General features: G+C 38.5%; 12 protein-coding genes. 2 read left to right on the top strand and 10 right to left on the bottom strand.

Going from position 1 to position 14,074, the window contains the following annotated elements; genetic code table 11:
- Positions 1-202 precede the first annotated feature (202 nt).
- From CYP51_RS08770 to tig, 8 genes are read right to left on the bottom strand one after another with little or no spacing between them, the layout of a single operon-like run.
- On the bottom strand, positions 203-925 hold the full coding sequence (locus CYP51_RS08770) for a TerC family protein (RefSeq protein ID WP_103559938.1): 723 nt from the start codon (positions 923-925) through the stop codon (positions 203-205).
- The gene (purN, locus tag CYP51_RS08765) at positions 918-1,505 is read right to left on the bottom strand and encodes a phosphoribosylglycinamide formyltransferase (RefSeq protein WP_103625146.1); all 588 of its coding nucleotides are present in this window, start codon (positions 1,503-1,505) and stop codon (positions 918-920) included. The genes CYP51_RS08770 and purN overlap by 8 nt, the downstream gene beginning before the upstream one ends.
- Positions 1,487-2,890 carry an NAD(P)H-hydrate dehydratase gene (locus CYP51_RS08760; protein WP_103625145.1) on the bottom strand — a complete coding sequence of 468 codons (1,404 nt, stop codon included), beginning with the start codon at positions 2,888-2,890 and terminating at the stop codon, positions 1,487-1,489. The genes purN and CYP51_RS08760 overlap by 19 nt, the downstream gene beginning before the upstream one ends.
- Before the next feature lie 2 nt (positions 2,891-2,892).
- Complete coding sequence (locus tag CYP51_RS08755) at positions 2,893-4,398, bottom strand: YifB family Mg chelatase-like AAA ATPase (protein ID WP_103625144.1); 1,506 nt, start codon at positions 4,396-4,398, stop codon at positions 2,893-2,895.
- Positions 4,395-4,913: a peptide deformylase gene (gene def / locus CYP51_RS08750; protein ID WP_103625143.1), complete on the bottom strand. Its 519-nt coding sequence runs from the start codon at positions 4,911-4,913 to the stop codon at positions 4,395-4,397. The genes CYP51_RS08755 and def overlap by 4 nt, the downstream gene beginning before the upstream one ends.
- A gap of 14 nt (positions 4,914-4,927) precedes the next feature.
- Positions 4,928-5,950, bottom strand: coding sequence for a GGDEF domain-containing protein (locus CYP51_RS08745; protein WP_103625142.1), 1,023 nt, complete (start codon positions 5,948-5,950; stop codon positions 4,928-4,930).
- 8 nt (positions 5,951-5,958) lie between these two features.
- Complete coding sequence (gene clpP, locus CYP51_RS08740) at positions 5,959-6,549, bottom strand: ATP-dependent Clp endopeptidase proteolytic subunit ClpP (protein WP_054196008.1); 591 nt, start codon at positions 6,547-6,549, stop codon at positions 5,959-5,961.
- Positions 6,549-7,880, bottom strand: coding sequence for a trigger factor (gene tig, locus CYP51_RS08735; protein WP_103625141.1), 1,332 nt, complete (start codon positions 7,878-7,880; stop codon positions 6,549-6,551). The genes clpP and tig overlap by 1 nt, the downstream gene beginning before the upstream one ends.
- A 137-nt stretch (positions 7,881-8,017) precedes the next feature.
- On the opposite strand from tig, the gene folE reads away from it, so the two are divergent.
- Complete coding sequence (gene folE / locus CYP51_RS08730; protein WP_103625140.1) at positions 8,018-8,590, top strand: GTP cyclohydrolase I FolE; 573 nt, start codon at positions 8,018-8,020, stop codon at positions 8,588-8,590.
- Positions 8,587-9,894: a flagellar protein export ATPase FliI gene (gene fliI / locus CYP51_RS08725; RefSeq protein ID WP_103625139.1), complete on the top strand. Its 1,308-nt coding sequence runs from the start codon at positions 8,587-8,589 to the stop codon at positions 9,892-9,894. Before folE ends, fliI begins: the two co-directional genes overlap by 4 nt.
- A gap of 768 nt (positions 9,895-10,662) precedes the next feature.
- Here fliI and CYP51_RS08720 read toward each other — a convergent pair.
- Together CYP51_RS08720 and CYP51_RS08715 are read right to left on the bottom strand one after the other, a co-directional pair.
- A complete protein-coding gene (locus tag CYP51_RS08720; protein ID WP_103625138.1) occupies positions 10,663-12,396 on the bottom strand; it encodes an ATP-binding protein in 1,734 nt (577 codons plus the stop codon).
- Positions 12,396-14,072: a fatty acid--CoA ligase gene (locus tag CYP51_RS08715; protein ID WP_103625137.1), complete on the bottom strand. Its 1,677-nt coding sequence runs from the start codon at positions 14,070-14,072 to the stop codon at positions 12,396-12,398. Before CYP51_RS08715 ends, CYP51_RS08720 begins: the two co-directional genes overlap by 1 nt.
- Positions 14,073-14,074 lie beyond the last annotated feature (2 nt).

The raw sequence follows: 14,074 nt of genomic DNA, 5'->3' as shown, positions 1-14,074 counted from the left end.
ACAATGGAATAAACAACGGTTTATTGTCTATTATGCGTTTTATACTACCTAGCATTCAAATTTAAACAGATTTATCTTTTCGGGCTAGAATTTTTATAAAATTATTTACTTAAAATTCTACAAACAAAAATCACTTGATAGGCTAATGATATGATTAGCATTTTATCCATCATATCATTAGTTTTTTCATCAGCGTAAAATATTATTTAGCTAGCATTTTCTTTTTTGCATAGATATTTATACTTTCCACTGCCAATGAAAATGCCATCGCAAAATAGATATATCCCTTTGGAATATGAAATCCTAATCCTTCAGCAACGAGCGTCATGCCCACAAGCACCAAAAATGCAAGTGCTAAAATTTTTATAGTCGGGTTATTATCTACAAAATTAGAAATACCTTTTGACGCTATCATCATTACACCAACTGCTAAAATAACAGCTATGATCATTATCTCTATATGCTCAGCCATTCCAACAGCTGTTATAACACTATCAAGAGAAAAAACAATATCCAAAACAGCTATCTCGCTTACAATGACCAAGAAATTTGCATGTGATTTTTTACTATTTTTATGCTCTTCGCTTTCGCCAGAAACACTAGAATGTATTTCAAGGGTTGATTTTACAAGTAAAAATAGACCGCCTAGTATGAGCACCAAATCTCGGCCGCTTATGCTAAATTCTGCGATAGTAAAGAGTGGCTTCGTAAGCTTCATGATCCAAAACAATGAAAGCAAAAGTAAAATTCTAGTCACCATAGCTAGCCCTAAGCCAACGATCCTACCACTGCCGCGCTGCTCTTGAGGTAGTTTACCTACTAAAATAGCGATAAATATAATGTTATCTATGCCTAAAACTATCTCTAAGCCAGTTAACGTAAGTAGTGATATCCACGCTTCTGGCGAACTAAACCATTCAAACATTTGCTTCCTTTGTTAAAATTTTTATTATGCTATCAGGCAAAATTTCATGCTCTATCGCATGGATTTTACTCTCCCAATCCTCTAAGCTCATACCATCTTCTCTTTCAAACGCCCTTTGTGCGATGAGTTTACCTCCGTCAAGCTCCTCGCTCACGTAGTGCACGCTCACACCGCCAAGCATCATATCACTCTCAAAGCTCTCTTTTATCGCATGAGCGCCTTTAAAAAGTGGCAATATGGAAGGATGTAAATTTATGGCTTTTATCTTTGATGTAAAAACAGGAGTTAATATCCTCATAAATCCAGCAAGCACCGTTAACTCGGCACCACTTTTTAAAATTTGCTCCACAACTGTAGCGTCAAATTCTTCTCTATTCGCAAATTTGGCACTCTCTATTATCGTCGTATCAAGCCCAAATTTCTTAGCGCGCTCTATGCCATATGCGCCTGGCTTGTTGCAGATACAAAGACAAACTTCGATTTTTATGCCATTAAAAATTTGATTATGAACTTTTTTAAGTATCGCTTCTAAATTTGAGCCACTACCGCTAAAAAGTACGGCTATTTTTTTCGTAAGCATTTTACTCCTTTTATAATGTCTGTTGGACTAAGCGCATAGCTGTTTTTGTCAAAATTTCTAAGGCTAAGCGCATGAGCTAAAGTGGCTGAGATAGCAGCACGAAGTGGCTCATAGCCTTGAGCCAAAAGTGCTAGCACAAGACCGCTTAGCACGTCGCCGCTACCGCCTTTTGCAAGTACGCTTTTGCCATAAGGCATGACGTAAATTTGTCCCTCTTTGGCGATTATAGTGTTTGCACCTTTAAGTACTAGCACAGCCTTAAATTTCTCGCTCCAAGATTTAGCATAAGTAAATCTATTTTCTTGTAATGTTTTTACGTCGATATCTGCTATATTACAAAGATTTAAAAGTGAACAAAACTCCTTTGGATGAGGTGTCAAGACGCAGTTCTCGCTTAGTAGGTCAAGCACTTTTGGGCTGTAAAAGATATCAGCGTCAAGCACAAGCTTTTTGCCTTTTAAAATTTGCACCTCAAGCTCCTCTACGCCCTTTTTGCCAAGTCCCATGCCAAGGGCTCCAGCGTTCATTTTCTCACTTATCTTGCTAGCTTGCATGATGTGCGTTGGTAAATTTAAACCCTGCTCGCCTATCACGCTAACTAGCCCAGCCCCAAAGGTAAATGCCGCCTTTGCGCAAAGCTTGCTAGCTCCTATGTGCTCGCCAGATATGATAAATGCGTGGCCAAAGTCGCCCTTATTTACGCACTGATTTTTTCTATTTGGAAGCACAAGATCGTATTTTTCAAGCAAATGATAGTCGCTCTCGCACTCATAGTTTTGCCCGCTTATGCCAAGATCAGCGAGCTTTACCTTGCCAACAAAGTCTTTTGCCGCGTCGCTATAAAGCCCAAGCTTTCTAGCTCCCATCGTGATAGTGATGTCCGCTTTTACGCAAGCACCTAGCACCTTGCCATCGTTACTTAGTCCACTTGGCATATCGCAAGCGATGGTGTAAGCAGGGCTAGCGTTTATTTTTGAAATGAGTTCTATGTGCTTTTCGTCTAAATTTCTATTTAGCCCTGAACCAAAAAGTCCATCTATGACACAGTTCGCTTCTTTTAAACTAATATCTATATCGTGGCTTTCGTGCACATTAGCTAGTTTTGCACGTTCAAGCTGTTTGGCGGCTAGTGGCTTTAAATTCTGACTAGCTAAGATAAATTCGCATTCAAACTCGCCCTCTAACATCCTTAAAGCACAAAGCACGTCAGCACCGTTATTCCCACCACCGCAAATGCCTAGTACCCTCATACCTTTTTTAAATTTCTTACGTACGAAATTTGCTATGCCGGCGGCAGCGTTTTCCATTAAAAGCTCTTCACTAAGGCCAAATTTCTCGCTCGCCCTCTCGTCTAAAACTCTCGTGTCTAAATATAAATTTTTCATCTTTATGCCCTAAAACTAAGCGCCTCTAAGATATGGGGCTTTAAAATTTGCTCGCTCTCATCAAGGTCAGCGATACTTCTAGCCACTCTAAGTGTTCTTTTTATGCCTCTTTGAGAAAGATTGTACCTCGAGGCCGCCTTTTGTAAAATTTCTCTTGCTTCATTATCCAGTAGACAAAATTTTTCTACTTGTGCGTCATTTAGCTTGCCGTTTAGCTCATCTTGATCGCGCTTTTTTTGAAAGATAAAGGCTTTTAAGACCATCTCACTCATCTGCTGTGAGCTTAAACTCGCCTTGTCACCTGGCGAGCTCTCGTCCATAGCAACTTTTAAATCAATGCGGTCAAGCACTGGAGCTGAAATTCTTGATTTATAGTTTTTTATCTCGTTTTCGCTGCATTTGCAATTTAGATTGCGAGAGAATAAATTTCCACAAGGACATGGATTTTGAGCTGCTACGAAGATAAATTTCGTTTCATAAGTCACTTTTGAATTTACCCTTGCGATGTGGATTTGATTGTCCTCTAGTGGTTCTCTAAGGCTTTCAATCACCTGCTTTGAAAAGTGAGGAAACTCGTCAAAAAATAGCACTCCACCATTTGCAAGCGCAATCTCACCGATCTTTGCGACATTTGAGCCACCACCAAATATTGAACTTTTTGTCGAGGTATGATGTGGTGAGCGAAAAGCTCTAATACTTGTAAATTCGCTATCTTGAAGGTTTAAAGAGCGGTATGCAGCTGATTTTAAAACCTCCTCTAGGCTTTGTGGCGCCATGATGTAAACTAGGCGTTTTGCGCACATGCTTTTGCCGCTACCCGGGCTGCCTTCAAATAAAATATTATGCATGCCAACGGCTGCGATAACGCAGGCTCTTTTGGCTCTTTCTTGACCCAAAACGTCCTTAAAATCAAGCTCGAAGTTTAAATTTGGAACATATCTTTTGCCAGAAATTTCTATCACATTTGAAAATAGCTCATGCGTAGCGTTAAAACGTATGCTTTTTGCAAATTCTGCGTCATTAAAAAATCTAATCGGTTCCTCTAGAGTACTAACCGCATAAATCTCTAAATTTGGGATCATTGAAGCTTTTTGTGCTATCTCTTTTGGCACTAAGACTTTTGCGTTTTTTACCTGCGTGCTTAAAAAAAGTAAGATAGAAAATAAATTTGCTGTGCTTTTTACGCTTCCATCAAGCCCAAGCTCGCCAAAGACAAAAATTTTCTCTAAGCTTTTTGCCTTTTGAAGAGCTATAAGAAGAGCAATAGCTAGGTCAAAATGTGAGCCACTTTTTGGCAGATCTGAAGGGGATAAATTTATGGTTATCTTTTGTGCTGGGAAGGAAAAATCAAGTGCCAGAAGTGCTGCCTTTACGCGTTCTGTACTCTCTTTTATACTTGCGCTTGCAAGCCCAACGATGCTAAAACCAGGAAGCCCGCGAGAGAAGATAGACTCAACATCAATTATCTTTAGCCCATCGCCGTAAGTAGCACATCTTAAAGACTTCATGAAACTTTTTCTTTTTTTTGCTTTTTGTATTCCTTGTCAAATTTTTTGCGTTTATTAAAGCCGATTTTTTCTATAAAAAGATGTCCATCTAAATGATCATTTTCATGCTGGATAGCGATAGCCAAAAGCCCATCAGCCTTTAAACTTTGCTCTTTGCCAAAGCGGTCTTGATATTTGATAGCCACAACTTCATTTCTTTTTACGTCTTCATAATATCCGGGCACACTAAGGCAACCCTCTTGATAGATGCATTCTCCTTCGCGTAGTTCAAATTTTGGATTTATGATCTCGATTAAATTTTCTTTATCCTGCACGCCCTCGTCATTGGCTAGATTTATAATAAAAATTCTTTTTGCGACACCTATCTGAATAGCAGCAAGGCCTATGCCTTCTTTTGCAATCATCGTATCATACATATCATCAAGTAGTTTGTGAAGTTCCTCATCAAAATTTTTAACATCTTTTGAGACTTCATAAAGTTTTTTATTTGGATAAGATAAAACTTCTAAGATCAAGCCCAAACTCCTACTTATTCACCCAAAAATATAGGCTGCTCATCATCTTGTGTTAGTATTAGTTGATCTAACGAGTAAGAGATTAATTCTTCAGCGCTTCTTGTTTTTGTTATCATGCTTGAAACCACTTGGATATCAAGCTTACACTCTTCACCATCTATCTTCCAAGGTATAGATGAAAGCATATTTAAAATTCTGCTACCGGCTTGTCTTGTGCCATTTTCGTCAGTATATTTCATAACCATAGCAAAACAGCCATCACCGTAATGAGCTACTATATCGCTTCTTCTAGAAGTTCTTAAAAGAAGCTGCGATATAGCTTTATACATATTGTTTCGCTCTTTTAAATTTTTTACACGATTTGTAAATCTATCTTTTGCTCTTACTAGTAAAAACGATGCGTTATAGCCATATCTCTTAACAGCTTCTACTTCACTTTGCACTGTGGCTACTAGAAATTTTTTATTATAAACGTCATATGTCGTATCATAAATCGACTGCTCTTCAATAGATTTAAGCATCTTGGCTACTTCGTCATAGCTTACTTTAATGACATCAAGATGTTTATCCATAAGGCTGTTTAATTTTATTAGGTCATGGTTAAATGCGCTTAAAACATTTTGAAGAGCTAGGATATTTGTATTGTTTTTGAGTGCATCCATACGCTTTTGCACTAGGCCTCTCATGATGCCTAAATTTTTATAGATTAGCACCACGGCTTGAAGCATGCTTTTTATCTGGATAAATCCTTGCTTTATCTCTTTTTCAATAGAGATATTACTACCTGATGGTACTGAGATCTCGGAATTTATAACTATCATATCACCGATCTCTTTTCTAAATTCATCAGGCTGTCCATCAAGCATTTTCTCAAAATAAATAGAGTAATTGTTTGGCGTAGATGGAACATTATCGTCACTTAATTCATGCAAAACATTTTCTGAAAATCTGTAGATATCTACCTTTTCTTTTTCTAGAATATGTTTTACCTCAACCGCTTTTTTCTTAGGGTCTGGTGCATTATCTATCTTTATCACTTTTGACCTTATTTAAAACTTTTCTCCAAAATTTTATCAACAAGTCCGTACTCTTTGGCTTCGGCCGAACTCATAAAAAAGTCACGTTCAGTATCTTTTACGATCTTACTTAGCTTCTGACCTGTATTTTTGGCCAAAATTCCGTTTAAAATCTCTTTCATACGCAAAATTTCACGAGCTTGTATCTCGATATCAGTCGCTTGTCCTCTAGCGCCGCCAAGGGGTTGGTGTATCATGATGCGAGAATTTGGCAATGCATATCTTTTACCTGGTGCGCCACAGCTTAGCAAAAATGCACCCATGCTAGCCGCTTGACCGATGCATATCGTGCAAACATCTGGCTTTATGTAGTTCATCGTGTCATAGATACTAAAGCCGCTTGTTATCACGCCACCTGGTGAGTTTATATATAGATAGATATCTTTATCTGGATCCTCCGCCTCTAAAAATAGAAGCTGAGCGACAATAGAAGCAGCCATGCCGTCTTCTATCTCGCCACTTAGCATAACGATCCTGTCCTTTAAAAGACGGGAATATATATCATAGCTTCGCTCACCTCTACTAGTTCTTTCAACTACGACAGGAACGTAATAGCTCATTACTCGGCCTTCTCTTTTTTACTTGCTTTTTTTTCGTCTTTTTCTTTGTTGAAAAGCTCGCTAAATAGCTTCTCTTCGATCATCGACATCTTTATAGCTGGAAGCATACCTTGGTTGCGGTACATATCAAGGTGTGCTTTTGGATCTTGTCCGCTTCTATACGCCTCAAAATAGATCGCTTGAACGACCTCTTGATCGCTTACTTTCACGCCTCTTACGCGAGCTAGCTCATCGATGATGAAAGTTAGGCGAACGCTATTTTCAGCGTCTTTTCTAAACTCGTCACGTTTTTTAGAAAGAGCATCTTTGTCCTCTCTAAATTTTTTCATATCATCTGGAGTAAATGAGCTCCATGCGTTTCTAAACTGCATATCAATCTCTTGCTCGACAATATTTTTTGGCACGTCAAATTTAAATTTCTCAACCGCAGCTTCAGCAAATTTTGGCTTAAGCTCATCATTTATAAGTTTATAAATTTTCTCTTGGCGGATTTGCTCTTTTATACGCTCATCAAGTAACTCTTCAGTTGGTTTTTCTTCATTTGGAAGTAGAGTTTTAAGCATCTCTTCATCTAGTTTTTCAGGAATTTTTCTCTCTTGAATTTCATGAAGTTTGACTTTAAAAACAGCATCTTTGCCAGCTAAATGTGCAGCACCATAGTTTTCTGGGAATTTAACCTCGATATCTTTTTCACCACCAGCTTTTATGCCTACCATACCATCTTCAAAGCCTGGGATAAATTGATTTGAACCAATCTCAAGTACATAGTTTTCAGCCTTGCCACCATCAAATGCAACGCCGTCAACAAAGCCCTCAAAGTCAAATTTAGCAAAATCGCCCACTTTTAGGCCTCTTTTGCCATCAATTTTTTCAAGTGGAGCTATCATTTTTAGAAGTTCAGTTTTTTTCTCATCGATATCTTTTTTCAAAACACGTGGGTTTGAAAACTCAGGTATCAAACTCTCATAGCCGCTCACATCGACGCTTGGTTTAAATGAAACTATTAGCTCAACATCGATCTTACCATCTTTTCTATCAAATTTTGAAACGATAGGCTCGCCGATAAGATCATCGTTTTTCTTGTCTGCTTGCTTTATAGCCTCATTAACAACATCTCTTAAGACATCTTGTTCAGCGTCGTTTGTTAGCTCTTTCTCGTAGCGTTTTAATACAACAGCAACTGGAACGTGACCTTGCCTAAAGCCATCTACTTTCATAGTTTTTGCTGCTTTTTTTGCTAGCTTTTCTACGCTAGACTTTATAGTATCTGCACTTATAGTCGTGCTTGCTAAGGTATTTACGCTATCTAGAGCTTTTGTTTTGATTTCCATCTAATTCCTTTATGAATACAAATTTTTAGCCCAAAATATAGCAGAATTTTCCTTATTTCATTGTAAATTTGTAAATTTTTATAGATATAAAAGGCGTTTTAACATAGAATCTAGCAATAAAATTATGGAGAAAATTTATGCAAGAGAGTTTTGAAAATTCGGTTAAAAATATGCTAACTATTATCGGTGAGGATCCAAACAGAGAGGGGCTTATTAAAACCCCTGAGCGCGTTTATAAAGCTTTTAAATTTCTAACTAGCGGATACGATCAAGACCCAAAAGAGGTGCTTGGCGATGCGCTATTTACTAGCTCAAACAACGAAATGGTTCTCATGCGAAATATTGAGTTTTACAGTCTTTGCGAGCACCATTTGTTGCCTATTATTGGCCGAGTACATGTAGCATACATCCCAAATGGCAAGGTCGTTGGCCTTAGTAAAATTCCACGCATGGTAAATATCTACGCAAGACGCCTTCAAATCCAAGAGCAGATGACCGAGCAGATCGCAAAGGCACTCGAGGACGTTATCGCTCCAAAAGGCGTTGGAGTCGTCGTCGAGGCTAGACATATGTGCGTTGAGATGAGGGGTGTGCAAAAGATAAACTCAACCACTACGACCTCGGCTCTTAGGGGCTGCTTTATCAAAAACGCAGACACAAGACGAGAATTTTTCTCGCTTATAAATTCTCCTAGGGAAACGCATTTTTGAGCTTAGAGCATATAAATTTAAAGCTTAAAGAGGGTGTAAAACTCTCAAACACCTTTGGCATCATAACTAAAATCACAGCTACGACTATCGAGATCACTGGACTTCGTCCAAGTATCGGCGACATCGTGCGCATAGTCGCAAAAGATAAGAGTAAAAATGGTCTTGGCATGGTTACGCAAATAAAGACAGATGGCGCTTATATCAGCCCATTTGGATTTGTTGAGGGCTTTAGAATAGGCGACTTCGTCTACGAGAGTGATCAAGGCATGAATATACCAGTGGGGCCAAATTTACTTGGGCGCGTGGTAGATCCATTTATGAAGCCGATTGATGGCAAAGGGGCGATTGATACGATTGATTATATGCCGATCATGAGAGCACCAATTGACGCTATGAAAAGGGGGCTTATAAACGAGCCTTTTAGCGTTGGGATAAAGACGATAGACGGGCTACTTACTTGTGGTAAAGGGCAAAAACTGGGAATTTTTGCAGGTTCAGGCGTAGGCAAATCAACCCTCATGGGCATGATCGTAAAAAATACGCTAGCTCCCATAAAAGTAGTCGCACTAATAGGCGAGCGTGGTCGCGAGGTGCCTGAATTTATCGAAAAAAACCTAGGCGGCGACCTGGAGGGTACGGTCATCATCGTGGCGACCAGCGATGACAGCTCGCTCATGCGAAAATACGGCGCATTTTGCGCGATGAGCGTGGCTGAGTACTTTAAGCAACAAGGCAACGACGTGCTTTTCATTATGGATAGCGTCACACGTTTTGCTATGGCACAGCGTGAGATCGGTCTTGCACTTGGCGAGCCGCCTACGTCAAAAGGCTATCCACCAAGCTCGCTCACACTTTTACCTCAGCTAATGGAGCGCGCTGGTAAAGAAGAGGGCAAGGGCAGTATAACGGCGTTTTTTACCGTGCTTGTCGAGGGTGATGATATGAGCGATCCGATAGCTGACCAAAGTCGCTCTATTCTAGATGGACACATCGTGCTAAGCCGCGAGCTAACAGACTTTGGCATCTACCCACCTATCAATATCCAAAACTCGGCCTCACGTGTCATGGGCGACGTGATCGGCAAAGAACACAAGCAAAATGCGATGAAATTTAAGCGTCTTTACTCGCTTTTAAAAGAAAACGAGGTCCTACTTCGCATCGGTGCTTATCAAAAGGGTAGCGACAAAGAGCTTGACCTTGCGATCTCAAAAAAAGAATTTATGGAGAATTTCTTAAAACAAAGCTCAGAAGAAGCCTTTGCACTTGAAGAGGTCGAAGAGCTGCTTGATAAGATCAATCAGTAAATTTCTAAAATTTATAAGCCTTTTTACAAAATTTGACTGCTAAAAATATAATCAATTTTTTATACTAATTGTTAAAGTGATCACGCATTAATTCTTTACTTCGGATGTAAGAATTGCACTCAAAGACCTATAAATTTCTATTATCTCATCTCTTTTTTAATTTCAAAAAGCACTGTTACAAACATCGTAGAAGAGAATTTGAAATTTATGAGGCTTTTTATTTTAGACTTCGTGAGATGGTTATTTTTGTATTGCACAAAATGACAAAGTGCTAAGAAAGCTCTTTTTAAAGCACCAAATATGCAAATATGCATTCCAAGCAGCGGTCGCAAAGTGGGTAAATTCCAAAAATTAGTTGTTTAGTAAAGACCATGTTACAACAATTTTAAGGCAAGTGAACAAGCTAAATTTATACTAAGTAATTATGTGCTGATATCTGTCTTGCTGTAAATTTTGGTAGCAATCATGGCGTAAATTTAACTATGAAAGCAAAATTTTACGTTTATATCAGTAATCCCTAGCACTTTAGACTTTGCCAAGTGACGCAAAGCATATGCTACATGAGATAGTAAAATTTGGAAGAGCTTAAGAGCCAAGACCTATTTTTCTAAACAAAGCTTGAGTTTAGCTCACACTTTCCCTAGCTTTGGCGGTGACAAACGTGCGAATTCTAATTAGACAAAAGAAGATTCCTCGCCAATGTCAGTGGCTCTTGCTATTTTTATATTTGTTTAAATTTATACAAACAATAAAATCAAGAGAGAAGGCTTAAGAGCCAAATCCCATCTTTTTATCTTCGCCAAAACTTGAGTTTAGCTCACGCTCTATCGTCGTTTTGAAGTCCTCAAAGGTAAAAATTCCATCATCTTTTATGGCGACTTTTAAAGCGGTATTTTTTAGTGTAAGGACGATCTGTGCGCCACTTAGGTTAAACTCAGCCAGCCTTTCTACGCTAAAGCCATCTTCAAAGCTTGCATTTTCAGGCAAAATTTTACGCCAAATGGCAAGCCTGCCGTTATAATCAGGCTTTTTAAACTCGATCTTATAATCAAATCTCCTAGAAAACGCCACATCAAGGCTTTGTAAGAAATTTGTCGTAGCGATCAGCACGCCTTCAAAGCGCTCGATCTGCTCTAAAAAGATATTTTGCATTTGATTATGCATTTTTTCAGCCCCACTCGAGCTCTCCACTCTCGTGCTTAAAAACTGATCGGCCTCGTTTAGCAAGAGTACTGGCTCACTACCACTTTTTTTGCAAATTTCTTTGTAAGTATCAAAAATTTTCCTTACATTTTGCTCGCTCTCGCCGACATATTTGCTTAAAATTTTTGAGCAGTCAAAGCTTAGAATTTGCTTCTTTAGACTCTTTGCAAGCCCAACAGCGCTCATGGTTTTACCAGTGCCAGGCTCGCCGTAAAAGATGATCTTGGCGTCTATATTTTTTCTAGTTTTTATACCCCAGCTGCTAAGTCTGGCGAGCACTTTTTTATCGACTTGCTTTAGTATCGTGCTTAAAAGCTGTTTTGTCTTTTCGTTTAGCACGACGTCTTCTAGGCTGGTTACTGGCTCTATTAGCTCAAAAATTTCTTGCTCTTTTACCAGGCTTTCGATCTTGATTTTTTTGCTATTTTTATCATTTTTTGGATGCATTATGCTTTGCAAAATTTCTTCATTTATAAAAAAGCTCTTGCTTACATTGCCATAAGCGTTTAAAACCTCGTCGTAGTCGATCAGTGCGCCCTCGATGAGCCTTGAGCCGTCCTCTAAAAGAGTGCGATTTTTGATGCGTTCAAGCTCGTCTTTGCTTATTAGCCCAACTAGCGTGTTTAGATCGCGGCCATTTTCAAAATCTCCCGCATATTCCTCTTTTAAAAGGGCTAAAAAGATGATCTGCTCTTTTTCGTCAAGTGAGTTTTCTTTAAAAATTTGCTCTATTTTTAAGCTGATCTTACTTAGTTTTACTCGCTCGTTTATACGTTTTGTAAGCTCGGAAATTTGTTCATTTATTCGCTTTTTGGCGTCATTTGAGCCATCTCCAAAAATAGCGGCCTTTGAGTAAAGCTCTACCTTTAAAAACTGATCTTTTAAATACTCCAAATGATCTTCATATGGCGTAAGCTCTGGTAAATTTATATCAGCGTTGCCATCTTCAAGAATTTTTAAAAATGTGGCTGATAGAGAAATTTCAGAATGAAGCAACGAAAGTAGCCCTTGAGCTGAAGCCCTTTGCGTGCTCTCAGGTATTTTAAAAAGACTATAATTTTGTACAATCCAACCGCTATCAAGCAAATTTTTTATAAATTTTAGATACAAAAGCTGCTTATCATTTTGCGTGCCAAAGACTGCTCCAAGTAGCTCAAAAACACTCATATTAGCTGTTCCTTGCACATAAGCTTTACTTAGATATTTTAAAATTTCTCCCTCTTCGTCGCCACACTTTATCAGCTCGTAAATTTTGCTTTTTTTAAGGTCCTGGTTTAAAAAATCAAGCAAGTATTTCACTAAAATTTATCCTTCATCTGCTCTATTTGCTCTTTTAATACACGTTTTAGCACCTTGCCAGTAGCATTTCTAGGTAACTCTTCGGCAAAGTAGATACTTTTTGGTATTTTGAAATTTGCTAAATTTTTCCTTAGATGCTCTCTCACTGTTTTTTCGTCTAGATCCATGCCCTCTTTTACTTGTATAAATGCCACAACCTCTTCATCGGCATGTACGTCTTTTACGCCAATTACCGCTGTTGCTTCAACTGCTTCAAGTTTGTAAATAACCTCTTCGATCTCGCGCGGATAGATGTTGATACCCTTTGATATGATGAGGTCTTTTTTACGATCAACAATGTAGATAAAGCCCTCTTCATCGACTTTGCCAAGATCTCCAGTCTTTAACCAGCCGTTTATGATGGTTTCATCAGTGATGCTTGGCATACCGTAGTAGCCTTGCATGACGCAGTCGCCCTTTACAATGATCTCGCCGATCTGGCCAACCGGAAGCTCCATCATCTCATCATTTACGATCTTCACCTCATAGCTATCAAGCACAGGCCCTACACTTAAAAGCTTTTGTTTATCATATAAATTTGCAGCTACGACTGGTGAGCATTCGCTAAGACCATATCCCTCGACAAGTGTTGCACGCGGAAATTTCACCCTAAAGTCATCAATAGTCTGCTTTGCAAGCGGAGCTGCACCACTTACAAATAATCTAATGCGATTAAACCATCTAAAATACCAAGGAATTTTTGCCTTACCGATAGCTGTATAGATGGCTGGGATTCCTAAAAATACAGTTACACGCTTTAGCAAAGTTTGCTTTAATACATTTGAAAATGGAAATACTGACTTTACAAGTACCATAGAGGCACTCGCAAATATCGGGAGCAACACCATTGCAGTTAGTGTAAAACTATGAAACATCGGTAAAAAGACTATGAAACGATCACTTTTTTTCACTATAAAACGATCATGAGCTCCAATTAAATTTGAAAAGATATTTTTATAGCTTATCATCGCACCTTTTGGCTTACCGGTAGTGCCTGAAGTGTAAATTATATGCATTAAATCATCTATTACCGGATACTTTGTGATACTAAGAGCGTATTTGTGATTTAGAGTTTCTGTAAAATTTACATTTTTAACAAGACCATTATTTTCATAGCCCTTGCTCATATCCTCTTTTGAAATTTGAGGCGTTGAAGTGAGATATGCGCTCTCGCCATACTCTTCGTCAGTGTCTATATATTCATCTTTTGAAGCACTTTGAAGTTTCTTTGGTATTGCTCCGATCCAGATTATCTTTCTTAAAATTTCAAGCTCATTTAATACGATTAACTCTTTTGCAAGCGAGCTAGACGCAAAAAGTACCTTTGCACCGCAATCATTTATGATATATTCAAACTCGTTTGCTTTTAAAAAAGTATTCATAGGCACTGCGATACCACCTATTGCGGTTATCGCAAGGTATGAGATGATAAATTCTTTCGAGTTTGTAACCGCCATAGCTACTTTATCGCCAAATTTTACTCCAGCAAGTTGCAAATAAGCTGCCACTTTATCGACATTTTGCTTTAATTCGCGATATTTTAGCTTCTCTTTTTCTTCAAAAAGAACTACTTGATTTGGATTTTCCTTTGCTACTTTGGTTAAAATTTCATAAAAATTATTATAAGAGTATCGCATTA

It is taken from the genome of Campylobacter concisus, assembly GCF_002912895.1.
GTDB lineage: Bacteria > Campylobacterota > Campylobacteria > Campylobacterales > Campylobacteraceae > Campylobacter_A > Campylobacter_A concisus_G.
This window is presented reverse-complemented; position numbering and strand designations above follow the sequence as displayed.